This is a genomic window from Paenibacillus prosopidis, assembly GCF_003337375.1.
Lineage (GTDB): Bacteria > Bacillota > Bacilli > Paenibacillales > Paenibacillaceae > Pristimantibacillus > Pristimantibacillus prosopidis.
Genome location: NZ_QPJD01000026.1, coordinates 1 through 16,221, shown reverse-complemented (window position 1 = coordinate 16,221; position 16,221 = coordinate 1). Strand labels below are relative to the sequence as shown.

Sequence of the window (16,221 nt, the reverse complement as noted above, 5' to 3'; positions counted from 1 at the left end):
CGAACTCTACATATTGTCGCGGCGTATAGAGATATCAATAAGCTCATTTCGTTGTATATGCTGTAACGCAACAATAAGTTGATCGGCCTCTTCGCTAATCGCCAGAACATCCGGATCTGTCAAACTGCCGCGTGCTTCGGCTATTTCATGAAGCTTTAGCCGCAGCGACTGCAATTGTTTAAGCAAGTGTTTTTTGTCCATAGCTCGCTTCGGGGCACGCTCCTTATCTAGCACTCGTCTGGTAATAGTTCTATTATACTCCGAGAGTTATAAGGAGTTTGTAAAAACATGTCGACGATCGTCTACAATTTTCAGGCATTATTCGACAAAAGCAAGCTAATTCTTCCAATTCATAGGTCTTTTTTACTATATTAATTGATTAACATATGGAAATTCATCCAACTAAAAGCATATGGCAACAAATGAAAGAGCTTTATTAACAACGAGCTCTTAACAGGTAATTAACAGACTGCTCAATTGCGCAAAACCCGCTTGTTATACGCAATTATGAGGATAAATCCATTTGTATTATAAGATAGTATGAAGTAAAATTATTTACAACATTACTATAATTATTGATGACAAGCGTAAACGGCTTCGCGGAGAATTCTAAGAATTTAAAACATAAATTTGGATAGTGGGATGTGCTTTAGTGAATAATAAGGCAGTTATTTTAGGTTGTAATTATTATATAGGTTTAAGTACGATCCGTTGCTTAGGGATTAACGGCGTGCATACGGTAGCCGTTGATTATTCGAATAAGCATACCTATGGCGCAGATTCAAAATATACGTCTGAGCGGCTTATCGCTCCTCATTATAAAGAAGACACGGCAGCCTTCATCCAATTCTTGAAGGATTATGCCCGCAAGCAAAGCGCTCCTCCTGTTCTTATACCTTGTCATGATTCCTATTTAGAGGTTATAGATGAGCATTTGTCCGAGCTGAGAGAGCATTATCTGATTCCGCAAGATGAACCCGGCATCTATACGAATATGATGAATAAAGAAGTTTTGCAGCGTTTGGCACTCGAAAACGGAGTAGCTGTTCCGGAAACGGTCCGTGTTGATGAAAACAACTTCTACGAGAAGATCGATCAGATCATTAAGTTCCCTTGTATCGTGAAGCCGACCGACTCCCCTTCCTTCGTAGCGAAGTTCAGAAGGAAGCTATTCAAGGTACATAACCGGGCAGAGCTCGAACAAGCACTGGCAGATGCGCAAGAGGCAAATCTAGAGGTCATCGTGCAGCGTATTATTCCCGGCTTCGATGATCACATGTATACGTTCGATGCCTATTTGAACCAAGATTCCAAGGTAACGCATTGGGTTACCTGCCAAAAGTTCCGTCAATATCCGATCAATTTCGGTGCATCGGTTTATACGGGGCAAAAGTACGTACCCGAGCTATTCGAAATCGGCGCCCCATTTCTAGAAAAAATGAAATGGAAAGGCTTCGCGGAAATCGAGTTCAAGAAGGATGCCGAAACCGGGAAATTTTACTTAATCGAGGTTAATTGCCGGATCACGAACCTAAACAACCTGCTGTACAAGGTTGGGGTGAATTTTCCTTGGATTACTTATCAGGAGCTGACCGGCAACATTGTGCCGCCGAAGGCCGTCAAGGAAAACACAAACCGCGTGTTCTGGTACGGGTACGAGGATATGCTCGCTATCCGCGACTATATCAAAGCCGGTCAACTTACGTGGAAGCAAGTGCTAGGATCCTTGTTTAAACCGAAGGCTTATGCCATTTGGGATTGGAAAGACCCTAAGCCTGCATTCTCCTATGCTTCCATTATTGGCGGCAAATTCATGAATAAGCTTTTGAGAAGGTAGTCTTACAGATAGGAAAGGGCAATAGAATGGAGCTGTTCTTATGTTATTAACCGCCGTAATTAAAGATCTTCATTACACGCTCGTCAAAGGTGATTTACATATAGAAGTAAACTCCATTGCATATGATTCAAGAGAAGTAGTGGAGAATGGCGTATTTGTCGCTATTACCGGATTTTCGGTTGACGGTCATCGTTACATTGACCGCGCAATTGAGCAGGGTGCTGCCGCCATCATTGTGGAGAAGGATATCCACATCGACGGTGAGGTTACCGTCCTTAAAGTTCCCGATACGAGAGAAGCACTTGCACAGGTAGCGGCTAATTTCTATCATAATCCTACGGAACAAATGAATTTAATTGGTATAACGGGAACAAACGGTAAAACGTCGACTACTTATTTTCTTAAATCGATCTTCGAGGAAACAGGGAATTCTATTGGTATTATCGGCACGATCGGAACCGTTATTGGCGATAAAGTGATTAAAAATAAAAATACAACGCCGGAGTCGCTCAATCTTCAGCAAACTTTCGCAGATATGGTCGATTCGGATATGAAGCATTGCGTGATGGAGGTATCCTCTCATGCGCTTAACCTTAACCGCGTTGCGCACGCCCGCTTCAATACCGGAATATTTACGAACCTAACGCCCGATCACTTGGAGCTGCACAATACAATGGCCGAATATTTTGAAGCAAAGGCCAAGCTATTCGACATGACAACGGACTACAACATCATTAATGCAGATGATGAGTACGGCCGCATCCTAATCAATAGATTGCAGGGCCGCGAGTCAAGGCTGCTTACTTACGGAATTGAACACGAAGCGGACATTAATGCGTCGGATATTCACTATTTTGCCGATCATACCGTCTACACCGTCCATACGCCAAAAGGCAGCATAGAAATCAAAGTAAATCTGCCGGGAGCCATCTATGTATATAATAGCCTAGCAGCTATTGCAACAGCTTATTGCAATCAATTCAGCTTACAGCAAATTGCGCATGGCATTGCGGCTGTAGAAGGAATTAAAGGACGTCTTGAAGTCGTTTATCAGGACGAGGATACCAAGATCATCGTTGATTTTGCCCATACGGAGGATAGTCTGGAGAAGGCGCTGACTACGATCAGACCTTTTGCCAAAGGCAGAATTATACTCGTATTTGGCGTTTATGCTGCAGATGGCGAGTCTGGCAGAGAGAAGCGCAAAGCGATGGCAGAGGTTGCTGCGAAGTTCGCCGATTTTTCCGTTGTCACTTCTGACAATCCAAAAGAGCAGGATAACAATCTTATTATTAGAGAAATCGTAGAAGGCATTGAAGCGCATAATGGCAATTATGAAGCGATTGTAGACCGCAGAGATGCGATTGCTTTTGCTATTGAAATTAGCAGGAAAGATGACGTCATTCTAATTGCCGGCAAAGGCCATGAAACGTCGCAAATCGTCGGTAAAACGGAAATTCCGTTTAATGAAGCGGAAATCGTTCGAGAAATTAAAGGAAATGAAAGGTAAAAATAGGTTGAACAATGGAACTTAAAAGTTTAGGCGTCATTGGCGGTATGGGACCGAAGGCAACATCCGTATTCGTAGATCAAATTATTGAAAACACTGCGGCAGACCGCGACCAAGAGCATATCGATATGGTTATTCTTAACCATGCCACTCTACCGGACAGAACATCCGTTATTTTGGGCAATCGCGGGGAGGTTTTTCTCGAAGCCGTCGCCAAAGACCTGAAGCTGCTTGAAATGGCGGGTGTCGCAAATATTGCTATACCTTGCAATACATCGCACTATTTCTATAACGAAATGCAGCAAATGACACACATCAATATTATTAATATGGTGGACGAGACGTTGGGAGAGATCTACTCCACCTTCGGCGAACACTGTAAAGTCGGTATTTTAGCTACAAACGGGACGGTCAGCAGCGGTGTCTATAAAAAAGGATGCTCTAAATATAACATGGAGCTTCATGTGCCTAACGAGGTCGTTCAAGAGCATGTCATGGACATTATATATAATAAAGTTAAACGTAATTTGCCTGTAGAACCTACGGAGTTTGAAGGCATCATAAACGGTCTTTTGGTAAATGATAATTGCAATTGTGTCATCATCGCATGTACGGAATTATCCCTTATTCCCTTGCGGGACGACATCTCGCAATATTGCGTCGATGCCATGGCCGTGCTCGTCAAGAAATCGATAGAGCTGTCCGGCAAGCATTTAACTGAGCGATAAGGGTTCTTAAACGAAATCAGGCAGACAACAAAAAGGAGAAGCCTATATACATTGGCTTCTCCTTTTTTGCTATTTGATTTCATGCAGGATATCCGCTTCCCGATCCCTTACCTCAAGGATTTTAGGTAGCTGTTCAAAAAACACATCAACTACCTTTGGATCGAAATGACGACCGCGCTCTCCCTCCAATAAAGCCAAAATCCGATCCAGCTTCCATGCCGCTTTATATACCCTTTCACTGCCTAAAGCATCAAATACGTCCGCAACTGCCGTTATACGTCCATAAATATGTATGTCTTCTCCTTTAAGACCTCTCGGATATCCTGTACCGTCCCACTTCTCATGATGATGCAGAGCAACAATAGAAGCAGCCTGCATAAGCTGTCTTTTGGAGTTACGCAATAAATGGTGGCCAATATCGCTATGGGTTTTCATTATGGCGTATTCTTCATCCGTCAGCTTCCCTGGTTTCTGCAATATGGCATCCGGTATCGCTACCTTGCCAATGTCGTGCATGGGAGAGGCACTGCGAAGCAGTTCCGCTTCCGTATTGCTCATTCCTAGTCCTAGAGCTAAAATGTATGAATATTGCGCGACCCGCTTCACATGATTGCCTGTTTCCTTCGAACGACTCTCACCAATCTCGCCCATCGCAACGATTATTTCTTTCTGTGTCTCTATGATTTCCTGATGGAGCATAATGGACTCCAGTGATTTGCCGGAATAGGAAGCAGCTAACGATAAATACTCCATATCCTTCGCGGAGAACGTTTGTACTTTCGTCATTTTATTAATGGCTTGATAAGCTCCGATAACCTCTCCCTCATTATTGCGGAATGGGATCGTCATGATCGCCTTGGTACGGTAGCCCGTTTTCTTATCGTTATCCGGATTGTGCCGCGGGTCCTTATAAGCATCGTCAATAAAAATAGGCTTTCCGGAACTTATGGCGCTGCCGACTAACCCGCTTCCGTACGGAATCCGTATTTCACCGACTCCATGCGCTACTGCCGTAAAAAGCTCATTACGCGCGGAATCAATGAGCCATACCGTACAGCGGTCGGCAACAATCATTTCTCTTCCCATATTAGCCATCAAGATAAGCACAGATTCTAAATTTTTCTCATTTGCAATTTTTGCCGTATATTCAAAAATCACTTTGAGCATTTGCTCAGAGGATAAATCTGTTCTTATCGAAATCTCTTCATTGGGGTCAATATGCACGCATGTTCACTCCTCCAGCCATTCAAGCTTTTGCAAGGGATAGTGTTGCACCCTCAAAAGCGTACATGGTATAATTAGTTTTGCTGCGCGTCCGTAGCTCATCAGGATAGAGCGACAGTTTCCTAAACTGTAGGTGGGAGGTTCGAGACCTCTCGGGCGCGCCATATTACACAAACCATATTTTGCAACAACCATATTTTACAACAACGTGTGAAAGTATAAAATATTTATCGACAATAAAAAAATTTTTTGAATAAAATGAGCAGATTTTACGCAATATATTGTAGACGGTGTGAAGAGAGGTGTGGTTCCGTTGGACCATTTGGTGCTAGGGCTACAGGAGGAACTTATCTAAATCACTAAGCAAAATGGAAGCGAGGGGTTGTGTCGCAGAGTACATCTGAAACACACATGCCTAGTCACATTCCACTAAACCGGAATTGATAAAGCAGTGCCCAAGTTATTCTAAAAAATGTGAAGTGTCCTATTAGAAGAGACTCGTACGATCAAACACCGTCGAAAAGGGAGCCTGTTATGGGCTCCTTTTTTTGTTTTATTTTATGGTTTTTGGAGGGTTTTACAAAATAGTGTCGAACTGAAGGTAACATAACCATCACTAGGAGGAACTAAATATGAATCAACCTTTTGGGTTGCATAAGGAAGAAAAAACCTTCGGCATGTTATGCCATCTTCTTGCTCTGAGCGGATTAATCATTCCGTTAGGTAACATTATTGGACCCTTGGTCATGTGGCTCATTAAAAAGGACCAATCTTATTTCGTCGATATGCACGGTAAAGAATCACTTAATTTTCAAATCAGTATAACCATTTACAGCATCGTATCCGCCTTACTCATTTTTGTGCTAATTGGAATTGTAACCTCTATTATTGTATTTATCTTCTGGCTGGCCATGACGATTATCGCCTCGATCCGCGCATCGGAAGGAAACGGCTACCGTTATCCACTCACGATTCGGTTTTTCAAATAAGAGAAAAAATTATAGTTTCACCAAAAAAACAGCCCTCAAAGAAGGCTGCTTTTTTGTTTATTACGTTCTAATATTTAATTACATGCCCACCGGCGCCTGGAACAGCTGCGTTAGCTGATCAAGTGTAATCGCATCGGTTGGGATCTCATTCTCAAACTTAGGTGCTTTACCGATCTCAGCGTAGCTGACATCGAAGTGAAGACCTAGCTTCATCTTTTGACCGCTTTCCTTATCCGTCGCTTCAACATTCACTTGACCCTCTTCATATACAAGGTAGCCATCCTGAATTGCGCAGGTAACCTTCATCGTATTTACTTTGACATTGTTTTTGAGCACATCAACAATATCAGCTTTGTTCGTTTCCAGTTCCGACTTCATCTTCTCGATATCCGCCTTCTCCAGCTGAAGCGACTTCATCGACTCTTCATTCGCAAGCAGTACGTCAATCAACTCAGGCAGCACTTGATTAATAACGGTTTCCACCGTCTTAGCGTAGTTGCTTTCGTTAATTTCAAAGGCAATGATTTGATCTGCTTTCAGCTCTTCCGGCAATCCTGCATCCGCAGCCTTCGGCTCGCTGAAGTATGTTTTCTCGTCAAAATGCTTAAGCAGCACCGCTCCGAGCTCCTTGCCAAGCTTCTGCTGCGCCGCAATATCTAGCGTAGCGCCGCCTTGCTGCTCGGCAAGCTCCTTAAGATCAATTTTTATAAACTTGCCTGTAACGGTCTCAGGCAGAGGCAGCATCGGAATCTGCGGTACTTTCACATATAATGTTTCTTCCGTCATAATCATCGGCACGGTAAGCTTCATTTCCATGTCGCCGGGAATAACGATTTCCACATTCATATCCGTCCGTAACGGATCCTTCTGATAAATAGCGTCAACCGTAATGGTCGCATCCTTCAGCATACCGATCATAGCTGCTGCTGCAGCTGCATCCTCTTGCATCGCAGCATCCGGAGTAAGCTCCAATTCATCAAGTCCAAATGACATTTTAACCGTATATGAGTCCGCTTCTGCCATCTTCGTCATAGCCGCTTGCAAGGCTTCCTTCGGCGGTTTACCCGAGCTGCACCCTGCAATGACGACCAACAAAACGGTTAGTAAAATAACCGCTAAGTTTTGCATCTTTTTCATTAAATATGTTCCTCCCCTATCTTTTTACGAGCACCTCCATTCTATACTAAATGAAATCCATTTAGAAGTTGTTTACAAAAATTCCCGTTTCAGCATGCTGAAACGGGACGTTGGATCTATATGCACGATTCGGAGTATTAGCCTTCAGGATTGTTATGGCTCACATGATTACGCTGCTTTGTCTTCTTAGAGCCGGATAACGGCGCCTTCATCGAACCGTCGTTATCGCGATTCTGCTTTTTTCTCTGCGGATTACTTTCTGGTACGGGAAAACTGTCCTGCCTAGCCATACCGAATTCCTCCTTTGCGATATCAGCACGCTAATATTTATTCACTAGCTTCTTTGATGCTCCAAATCAGATGGCTGATCGAAATTCAAAGAATCTTGATGGCGTCGATCATTTTTGTCCTGCTGCAGCTGCTGCGCATGATGACTATTGACCGGATCCACATCAAGAGCTTCAACGACATTCGATAAATTTTTATCGGCTGTGCCTTTTGCTTTTGTCATTTGCGATCGTCTCCTCTACGCATGCGTCAATTGTTGAAGCGTTTGTGCGCATTCATGCAAATGTCTTGTATAATCTTGAATCAACTGCTGAATGATGTCCCCTCGCTCATCGACGGATATGTTTTCTTTCTCAACATCCACGAGCTCGACCTTTACTTCACGGCTATCTACATACGTCACTTTAAAATCGAACGAATACTCTTGATGCCCGGCAGTATTAATCGTCACACGGAGCGACTTCGCATCTGCCTCATCCGGCATTACCTTACAGCGATCAGCTTTATTCATTATTTCCGGCAGCGTCTGCCGCCATGCATCAGCTAAATTTTCTTGATTCATCTGCAGCTCATCCGATTTACCCATATATAAAGCACCTCCACAACGTTTAACATGCGAAGACGGGCCTCTTTTTATACGATAAAAGAACATACAAAAAACGCCCAGACACTGTCGTCTGGGCGAACTCTTATGTAGCTTAAATGAAAGTGGCGGAGAGGGTGGGATTCGAACCCACGTGAGCTTGCGCTCTAACGGTTTTCAAGACCGCCCCGTTATGACCGCTTCGGTACCTCTCCATCATGTAATGGTCACAAAACATATTGTACCACAGACCAAAACACAGAAGCAACTGCATTTTGGCCTATGGAAAAAATTTTAAGATTAACGTGCTTCGATTGAGGTAATACCGCCCATATATGGACGCAATACTTCTGGAATCGTAACCGATCCGTCCGCTTGCTGGTAATTCTCAATGATTGCCGCAAACGTCCGTCCTACAGCGAGTCCAGATCCGTTCAGCGTGTGTACGAATTCCGGCTTGCTCTTTGCGTCTCTACGGAATCGAATCCCTGCACGGCGTGCTTGGAAATCCTCAACGTTCGAGCATGACGATATTTCACGATAGGTTCCGGCACTTGGCAGCCACACTTCCAAATCGTAAGTCTTGGCTGCAGTAAAGCCCATATCACCTGTGCAAAGCGCTAAAACGCGGTACGGAAGACCGAGCAGCTGAAGTACTTTCTCCGCATTTTGTGTCATTTTCTCCAGCTCGTCATACGACTCCTCAGGCTTCGTCAGCTTAATCAGCTCAACCTTGTTGAACTGATGCTGCCGAATCAACCCGCGCGTATCACGGCCGGCGGAGCCTGCCTCTGAACGGAAGCATGAGCTATATGCCACAAAATATTTTGGCAGCTCTTCCGCAGGCAAAATTTCCTCGCGATGAAGATTCGTTACCGGAACCTCCGCCGTTGGAATCAAGTAATACTCAGACTCCGCAAGCTTGAACAAATCCTCTTCGAACTTCGGAAGCTGTCCTGTTCCAAACAGGCTGTCACGGTTGACAATGTAAGGCGGCAGGACTTCCTCATAGCCATGCTGATCGCTATGTAAATCCATCATGAAGCTGATAAGCGCCCGCTCCAGACGTGCACCAAGACCTCGATAGAACGTGAAGCGTGAACCCGTCACCTTCGCCGCGCGTTCAAAGTCCAAAATACCGAGTGCTTGGGCGATTTCCCAGTGGGGCTTCGGCTCAAAGTCAAAGCTCGTCACTTCACCATTTTTACGAAGCTCTACGTTATCTTCCTCAGACTTACCAATCGGCACGCTATCGCTAGGAATGTTCGGAATCGACTGCGTCAACTCGTCAACCTGAACCTCTAATTCGCGAAGCTCTTCGTCCAGCTCTTTAATCCGGTCGCCGACCTCTCTCATTTCAACAATGAGAGCTTCTGCGTCGCCTCCTGTTTTCTTGAGCTTAGCCACTTCCTGCGACACGGTATTCCGACGGTTCTTGAGCTGCTCCGTCTCTTGAATCAGGTCACGTCGCTTGGTGTCCAGCACAGGAAAATCAGCAATGAGATCAAGGGAAGCTCCGCGATTGCGGAGCGCCTGTTCGACCTTCTCAAATTCGTTTCTTAACAACTTTACATCCAGCACGTTCTGTGAGCCCCTCTCTGAAGGGAGTAGTATAGGTATTCAGGTATTGCGATATCCAGCTAAGCCTTGCTTGCAGCTGCATCCTTCACCATATCGACGAAATAAGCATGCAAGCTGTAATCGTCCGTCAACTCCGGATGATAAGAAACGGCAAGCAAATGACCTTGTCTTGCTGTCACAATCTCATCCTTGTAAGTAGACAATACGTCTACACTGGAACCAACTTTCTTAATCAACGGCGCTCGGATAAACACGGCGCGAACCGGTTCATCAATGCCCTTCACTTGCAAATCCGTTTCGAAACTTTCCCGTTGGCGGCCAAAAGCATTCCTTGCCACCGTCATGTCCATAAGACGCAAATGTGCTTCCTCTTGTCCTTCAATCTCATTTGCAAGCACAATAAGACCCGCACATGTACCGAAAAGCGGTTTACCTTGTGCAGAGAAGTCTGCAATAGCTTCCATAAACCCGTATTTCCGCATCAGCTTGCCGATCGTCGTACTTTCGCCGCCCGGTATAACAAGCCCTTGCAGCTCTTCAAGCTGCTCTACCCGCTTAACGGCGATGGCCTCCGAGCCCGCCGCCTCTAAGCTTCGTATATGCTCCGCCACTGCGCCTTGAAGCGCAAGTACGCCTATTTTCATCGCTCTACTCGCCTTCCTTTACGGGCAAGAGCCGGCGGCGCTATACGCGCTAAGCCGGCACCTGCATATTACTGCTATTTAAATACCGCGGTCCTGCATACGTTGTGTTGCATCCAGCTTAGAAATTTCGATACCCTTCATCGGCGTTCCCAAGTTTTTGGATACTTCAGCAATCAATTTATAGTCTTGGTAGTGAGTCGTCGCTTCTACGATTGCACGGGCGAATTTCTCAGGGCTGTCCGATTTGAAAATACCGGAACCAACGAATACGCCGTCTGCACCAAGATGCATCATAAGAGCCGCATCCGATGGTGTTGCAACTCCGCCTGCTGCGAAGTTAACGACAGGAAGCTTACCCGTTTCATGTACATCAAGCAGCAAATCATAAGCTACGCCTAAAACTTTTGCTTCATGATAGAGCTCGTCCTTCGAGAGGCCTTGGATTTTACGGATTTGGCCGTTGATTAAACGAAGGTGACGAACCGCTTCTACGATGTTGCCTGTTCCTGGCTCACCCTTCGTACGCAGCATCGCAGCGCCTTCTTGAATGCGGCGAAGCGCTTCGCCAAGATCTTTTGCTCCACATACGAATGGAATTGTAAATTCATTTTTGCTAATATGGAACACTTCATCGGCCGGCGTCAGTACTTCGCTCTCATCAATATAGTCAACGCCCATCGATTCCAAAACCTTAGCTTCTACATAATGTCCGATACGGGCTTTAGCCATAACCGGAATGGAAACGACCTTCATGACCTCTTCGACGATAGTCGGGTCAGCCATACGGGCTACTCCGCCTGCTGCACGAATATCGGAAGGGACGCGCTCAAGAGCCATAACTGCCGTTGCCCCTGCTGCTTCTGCTACCTTCGCTTGCTCAGCGTTCATAACGTCCATAATGACGCCGCCTTTTTGCATTTCTGCCATGCCGCGTTTTACGCGCGATGTACCTGTTTCCATGCTCCAAATCCTCCTATTATCATCCATTAAAATGTATATTACCGCAGTTGTTCTAACCATTGATTTTACAGGAAGCCCGATTAATCGACAACCCTTGATTTGGTTTATTTCCTTGTATTCGACTCGGTTTAGAACAAATTGACGATCCCGTTAAACAAGTTGGCAAAAAAGTCTCCAATCGCACGGAACATAAGACGGAACCAGCCCGCTTTCTCAGCTTCCTCCGTTGTGATCAGGTTTACGGTACGCTCAAGCGTTTGTTTGGTCTCTTCATCCGTATATTTGTACGTGACGGTTCCAACAGCCGTACCGACAGCAATTGGTGCTACAAGCTCGGCTTCTGTTTTGACCTGGGTAGCGACAACCTCGATCTTCGGCTCTACGCCTTTCTTTACCATGAACGTAATATCTTTATCCGTAACGACCGGTATCGATTTCTTTTTGCCCTTCTTAATCTTAACCGATTGAACCGTTTCTACCACAGATTTTGGCGCAAGCACCGTCTTTTTCTCAAAAGTGCTGAAGCCATAGTTATACAATTTAGCCGTTTCGTTAAAACGGGCAGATTTCGTCGCCGTATCCATTACGACACTAATAAAGCGCTGATCGCCTCGTTTGACCGTTCCTGTAAAATTATAGCCGGCTGAGTTGATAAATCCGGTCTTCATACCGTCAACGCCTTCGTACGCCAGATGCTTCAAACCTGTTTGGTTCGTATTTGTACCAAGCATCCAGTTAATGTTGATGATTGGGTCCGCGTCCCGTTCACGGAATTTATACTCCTGAAGCTTCGAATATTCCAAAAACTCAGGATGCTCCTTCAAAATAATTTGAGCAAGCTTCGCCATCTCAGCTGCTGAAATGACAGTTGTCTCCGAGAGACCTGTTGCACTTGTGAAGATAGCTGTTTTCAAACCAAGCTTGTCTGCCATTTCATTCATTTTAGTTACAAAGCCCTGTTCGCTACCCGCTATTTGTGAAGCAAGTGCGATCGTTGCGTCATTCGCAGAGCCTACTGCCATCGCTTTATATAATTCTAAAACCGTATGTTGATCGCCCTGGGCTAGAAATACGGATGAGCCATCCGGTGGCGTAGCTGCTGCTTCTGCACTAGTAGTTATGACTTCATCCCACGACAAACGCTCGTTAGATATTTCTTCCAGAACGATATATTCCGTCATCAGCTTTGTCATGCTCGCCGCAGGTAGCGGTTCATTTGAATTAACCTCATATAAAACTTGACCGGAATCCGCATCAATTAAAATAGCTGCTTTCACCTGTAATCCTAGTGAATTTTCTGTACTTGGCCTACCATTATATCCATCCGCCAGAGCTACCGCAGAACCAAGCGACAGCATTACCATCCATACCGCCAAACTTGCAGCGATGACCGACTTAAACCGAACCGGTCTTACCATTACCTTCAACGTCTTCTCCCCTTTTCCCACTTGTTTGTCCGTTGTTTATTGTAACATATCAAACCGTATCAATTAAACTACTTTGAATAGTTACCAGGTATGAGTATTCCTTCATTAAAAAACCAGACAGGAATGAGCGGATACATCGCTTATTCCTGCCTGGTCTATATCCCGAAGTACGGAGCTATATTATAAAGAGTAGTTTGGAGCTTCCTTCGTAATTTGCACATCATGCGGATGGCTTTCACGAAGGCCGGATCCTGTAATGCGAACAAATTGCGTATCGTTCTTCAGTTCGTCGAGGGAAGAAGTACCGCAATAACCCATACCGGAACGTAAGCCCCCTAGCAGCTGATGAACCGTATCGGCAAGCGGTCCTTTATAAGGCACACGTCCTTCGATGCCTTCCGGAACGAGCTTGTTCTCGTTCTCTTGGAAATAACGATCCTTACTGCCTTCTTTCATTGCGCCAAGCGAGCCCATACCGCGGTATACTTTAAAACTGCGGCCTTGGAAAATCTCTGTTTCGCCTGGGCTTTCAGCCGTTCCCGCAAACAAGCTTCCGATCATAATCGCGCTTGCTCCAGATGCAATTGCCTTCGTAATATCGCCGGAATATTTAATACCGCCGTCTGCAATAACCGGAATATTATATTCACGAGCAACCGTTGCACAATCGTAGATAGCTGTAATTTGCGGAACGCCGATACCCGCAATAACGCGTGTCGTACAAATCGATCCAGGCCCAATACCCACTTTAACAACAGATGCTCCAGCCTCGATCAAATCGCGCGTAGCATCGCCAGTAGCAACGTTTCCTGCAATAATTGTCAATTCAGGATATGCTGCACGAAGCTTGCGTACCGCTTCGATAATGTTAATGTGGTGACCGTGTGCCGAATCAACTACAAGCACATCGATACCGGATTGTACGAGCGCTTCAGCACGATCCATCGTATCTTTCGATATGCCTACTGCCGCTCCGCAAAGCAACCGTCCATGCTGATCCTTCGCCGCATTCGGGAATTGGATCGCCTTCTCAATATCTTTAATGGTAATAAGACCTTTGAGCGTATTCGTTTCATCAATAAGTGGAAGCTTTTCAATTTTGTGCTTCTGAAGCAAACCTTCCGCTTCCTGCAACGTCGTGCCTACAGGTGCCGTTACAAGGTTGTCGCGAGTCATTACCTCATTTATTTTGATCGAGTAATCGTGTACGAAACGCAAGTCACGGTTTGTCAAAATACCAACCAGCTTCTTGTCTTGGTCAACTATCGGTACACCCGAGATGCGGTATTTCCCCATTAGCTCTTCTGCGTCATAAACATGGTGTTCAGGTGTAAGCGAAAACGGGTTTGTAATTACACCGCTCTCCGAACGTTTCACGCGGTCTACTTCCTCCGCTTGCTGTGCAATCGACATGTTCTTATGGATGATGCCGATACCACCCTCACGCGCTATTGCAATCGCCAAAGCGGATTCTGTAACGGTGTCCATGCCTGCGCTAATGAGCGGAATGTTCAGCTTTATGTTCTCGCTTAATCGGATCGAGATGTCAACTTCTCTAGGCAGCACTTCTGATTTGCGCGGAATAAGCAGGACGTCGTCAAACGTTAGCCCTTCTTTGGCGAATTTCGTTTCCCACACGAGTTTGTTCCTCCCTTATTTTCAGTACCTCTCACGTATATTATTGCAATATTAGCAGAGGGGGTAGGGGCTGTCAAGGCTGAAGAACAGCTGCGGCGCATCCACTTTATACCCTAATTAGGAGACCGAAATAAGCTGTTTACTTAGAAAAAGTCGGCTAAATACGTCGTTCGTTCGGGAATACGCATTTGTAAGCGTTTAATTGCTGCAACATCTCCCTGAATGCGTGCCAATTGTGATAATTGAAGTGGACGAAGGTACCCTAACAGCAAGGTTGTAAAAGCTCCGATATCTAGCTTTATACACGTATCTACTCTTTCAGTGGCGTCCAAACGTCGTAGTTTTCCCATCCCGTCAGCATCAATTTGCAGAGTATAAAACCCGTTATTCCAAGGGGCGTGTTCATCACTTAACATGATTTGGATATGATCTTCTTCAGAGGCAGCAACGAATGCATACTGGGCAACAAACGCTTCAGCATCCACAATACGTGCCATAAAATAAGGAATAACTTCCTGCTTAATTCGCGGATCCGGCAGTAAATAAGGCAGCAAGTCATCGGCCGGTACCGTAATCTTAACCTCAGCGATCATCGAATCATGCTGCGAAATAAACGACCATAAAGCCCCTCTTGTCTCTTCATTTAGATAAACAAGCTCATGCACGCTCAGCAGTTTGTTTTTCACTTCATAAATAATATATCCTAATGGCTCCCCGTTATTAGCATAATAGACGGCAGTCTGACCCTGCTTTCTTTCGCTTATGCGATACTTCCACCATAATTCAGGCCGCACCAAAGCTCCATTATAACGGGATGCAAATGCATCATAGATACTATTTAGCAAGCTATAGCTGCCGCTATACCGCTCAATACGACCGGTATACGCAATACGTGGCGGCAGCTGCTCTGCTTTAATTATGTAGGCTTTGTGTTCGATATATGTGTCCCATCCAAATTTACGGTAAAAGCCGAATGCGAATGGATAAAGGAAGGAAATGGTTTGTCCTTTATCCTTCATCTCCTTCAGTGAGTGAACGAGCAGCTTCGCGACCAGCCCTTTCCGTCTATGCTCCGGCCAAGTAGCTACACCTGCAAGCCCCCCCATTGCAAAGCGCCTGCCGCCGATATACGTTTCCAGCTCCAATACCGTTGCCTGCGCTGCAAATTGATTATTTACATACACCGCATAACGTACGGCCGGCTCCGCTCCGAACTGCTCCTTCAATTGTTCAAGCTCCTCCGCTGACTTCTGGAATTGAAAGGCAAACTGCGATAAAGTCATGCTTTCATCAAAATGCTCCATACCCATTTGCTTGATTTCGATTCCTTTGCTCATCTATTCACGCCTCCTTTTTCCATATAATTGAATAATACTATAGAAACAACAAAAAAACCTATCGCAATCATGCGATAGGTCTCTCGTGCTTGGCGACGTCCTACTCTCCCAAGACCCTGCGGTCTAAGTACCATTGGCGCTGGAGGGCTTAACGGTCGTGTTCGGTATGGGAACGCGTGGTTCCCCTCCGCCATCGCCACCAAACGTAGCGTTTTGCACGCTGAAAACTGGATACGAAAGAAGTTGCTGCTGAACTTTAGCTGTTTGTCTGCCGGATGTATGGGTCCAGGCAAACGGTTTTAGGATAAGCCCTCGACCGATTAGTATTCGTCAGCTGC

At 45.4% G+C, this 16,221-nt stretch carries 16 protein-coding genes, 2 tRNA genes and 1 rRNA gene; 5 read left to right on the top strand and 14 right to left on the bottom strand.

All coding sequences use genetic code 11. The annotated features are described in order from the left end of the window. Positions 1 to 6 precede the first annotated feature (6 nt). Positions 7 to 201 carry an aspartyl-phosphate phosphatase Spo0E family protein gene (locus DFP97_RS28225; protein ID WP_114384007.1) on the bottom strand — a complete coding sequence of 65 codons (195 nt, stop codon included), beginning with the start codon at positions 199 to 201 and terminating at the stop codon, positions 7 to 9. 451 nt (positions 202 to 652) lie between these two features. Here DFP97_RS28225 and DFP97_RS28220 point away from each other — a divergent pair, with 451 nt between their 5' ends. The 3 genes from DFP97_RS28220 to DFP97_RS28210 are packed head-to-tail and all read left to right on the top strand — an operon-like array spanning position 653 to position 4,075. Next, positions 653 to 1,837 (top strand): carboxylate--amine ligase, encoded by a 1,185-nt coding sequence (locus DFP97_RS28220; RefSeq protein ID WP_114384006.1) that lies wholly within the window; start codon positions 653 to 655, stop codon positions 1,835 to 1,837. A gap of 40 nt (positions 1,838 to 1,877) precedes the next feature. Further along, on the top strand, positions 1,878 to 3,347 hold the full coding sequence (locus DFP97_RS28215) for a UDP-N-acetylmuramoyl-L-alanyl-D-glutamate--2,6-diaminopimelate ligase (RefSeq protein WP_114384005.1): 1,470 nt from the start codon (positions 1,878 to 1,880) through the stop codon (positions 3,345 to 3,347). 14 nt (positions 3,348 to 3,361) lie between these two features. Beyond that, positions 3,362 to 4,075 carry an aspartate/glutamate racemase family protein gene (locus tag DFP97_RS28210; protein ID WP_114384004.1) on the top strand — a complete coding sequence of 238 codons (714 nt, stop codon included), beginning with the start codon at positions 3,362 to 3,364 and terminating at the stop codon, positions 4,073 to 4,075. A gap of 69 nt (positions 4,076 to 4,144) precedes the next feature. On the opposite strand, the gene DFP97_RS28205 is transcribed toward DFP97_RS28210, so the two are convergent. Then, positions 4,145 to 5,299 (bottom strand): HD domain-containing phosphohydrolase, encoded by a 1,155-nt coding sequence (locus tag DFP97_RS28205; RefSeq protein ID WP_245976632.1) that lies wholly within the window; start codon positions 5,297 to 5,299, stop codon positions 4,145 to 4,147. Between the two features lie 87 nt (positions 5,300 to 5,386). Here DFP97_RS28205 and DFP97_RS28200 point away from each other — a divergent pair. Then, positions 5,387 to 5,463 (top strand) — tRNA-Arg (locus DFP97_RS28200). 468 nt (positions 5,464 to 5,931) lie between these two features. After that, positions 5,932 to 6,288 carry a DUF4870 domain-containing protein gene (locus tag DFP97_RS28195; protein WP_114384003.1) on the top strand — a complete coding sequence of 119 codons (357 nt, stop codon included), beginning with the start codon at positions 5,932 to 5,934 and terminating at the stop codon, positions 6,286 to 6,288. Between the two features lie 78 nt (positions 6,289 to 6,366). Here the strand turns inward: DFP97_RS28195 and DFP97_RS28190 are convergent, their stop codons facing one another. The 12 genes from DFP97_RS28190 to rrf form a co-directional block, all read right to left on the bottom strand. Then, the gene (locus DFP97_RS28190) at positions 6,367 to 7,425 is read right to left on the bottom strand and encodes a hypothetical protein (RefSeq protein ID WP_114384002.1); all 1,059 of its coding nucleotides are present in this window, start codon (positions 7,423 to 7,425) and stop codon (positions 6,367 to 6,369) included. A gap of 137 nt (positions 7,426 to 7,562) precedes the next feature. Next, the gene (locus DFP97_RS28185; protein ID WP_114384001.1) at positions 7,563 to 7,715 is read right to left on the bottom strand and encodes a small acid-soluble spore protein P; all 153 of its coding nucleotides are present in this window, start codon (positions 7,713 to 7,715) and stop codon (positions 7,563 to 7,565) included. Between the two features lie 44 nt (positions 7,716 to 7,759). Continuing rightward, a complete protein-coding gene (locus DFP97_RS31010) occupies positions 7,760 to 7,936 on the bottom strand; it encodes a hypothetical protein (protein WP_181873707.1) in 177 nt (58 codons plus the stop codon). Positions 7,937 to 7,951: 15 nt separating this feature from the next. Beyond that, on the bottom strand, positions 7,952 to 8,299 hold the full coding sequence (locus DFP97_RS28180; protein WP_114384000.1) for a hypothetical protein: 348 nt from the start codon (positions 8,297 to 8,299) through the stop codon (positions 7,952 to 7,954). Between the two features lie 123 nt (positions 8,300 to 8,422). Next, positions 8,423 to 8,511: transfer RNA gene (locus DFP97_RS28175), tRNA-Ser, on the bottom strand. 85 nt (positions 8,512 to 8,596) lie between these two features. Then, complete coding sequence (gene serS, locus DFP97_RS28170) at positions 8,597 to 9,877, bottom strand: serine--tRNA ligase (RefSeq protein WP_114383999.1); 1,281 nt, start codon at positions 9,875 to 9,877, stop codon at positions 8,597 to 8,599. Between the two features lie 59 nt (positions 9,878 to 9,936). Next, positions 9,937 to 10,521, bottom strand: a complete 585-nt coding sequence (gene pdxT / locus DFP97_RS28165) for a pyridoxal 5'-phosphate synthase glutaminase subunit PdxT (protein WP_114383998.1) — start codon at positions 10,519 to 10,521, stop codon at positions 9,937 to 9,939. Between the two features lie 78 nt (positions 10,522 to 10,599). Further along, positions 10,600 to 11,481 carry a pyridoxal 5'-phosphate synthase lyase subunit PdxS gene (gene pdxS, locus DFP97_RS28160; protein ID WP_114383997.1) on the bottom strand — a complete coding sequence of 294 codons (882 nt, stop codon included), beginning with the start codon at positions 11,479 to 11,481 and terminating at the stop codon, positions 10,600 to 10,602. Between the two features lie 128 nt (positions 11,482 to 11,609). Then, positions 11,610 to 12,899 (bottom strand): D-alanyl-D-alanine carboxypeptidase family protein, encoded by a 1,290-nt coding sequence (locus tag DFP97_RS28155; protein WP_114384043.1) that lies wholly within the window; start codon positions 12,897 to 12,899, stop codon positions 11,610 to 11,612. A gap of 189 nt (positions 12,900 to 13,088) precedes the next feature. Further along, positions 13,089 to 14,546 (bottom strand): IMP dehydrogenase, encoded by a 1,458-nt coding sequence (gene guaB, locus DFP97_RS28150; RefSeq protein WP_114383996.1) that lies wholly within the window; start codon positions 14,544 to 14,546, stop codon positions 13,089 to 13,091. Positions 14,547 to 14,689: 143 nt separating this feature from the next. Further along, positions 14,690 to 15,883 carry a GNAT family N-acetyltransferase gene (locus DFP97_RS28145; protein ID WP_114383995.1) on the bottom strand — a complete coding sequence of 398 codons (1,194 nt, stop codon included), beginning with the start codon at positions 15,881 to 15,883 and terminating at the stop codon, positions 14,690 to 14,692. 87 nt (positions 15,884 to 15,970) lie between these two features. Continuing rightward, positions 15,971 to 16,087, bottom strand: a 5S ribosomal RNA gene (rrf, locus tag DFP97_RS28140). Positions 16,088 to 16,221: the final 134 nt, after the last annotated feature.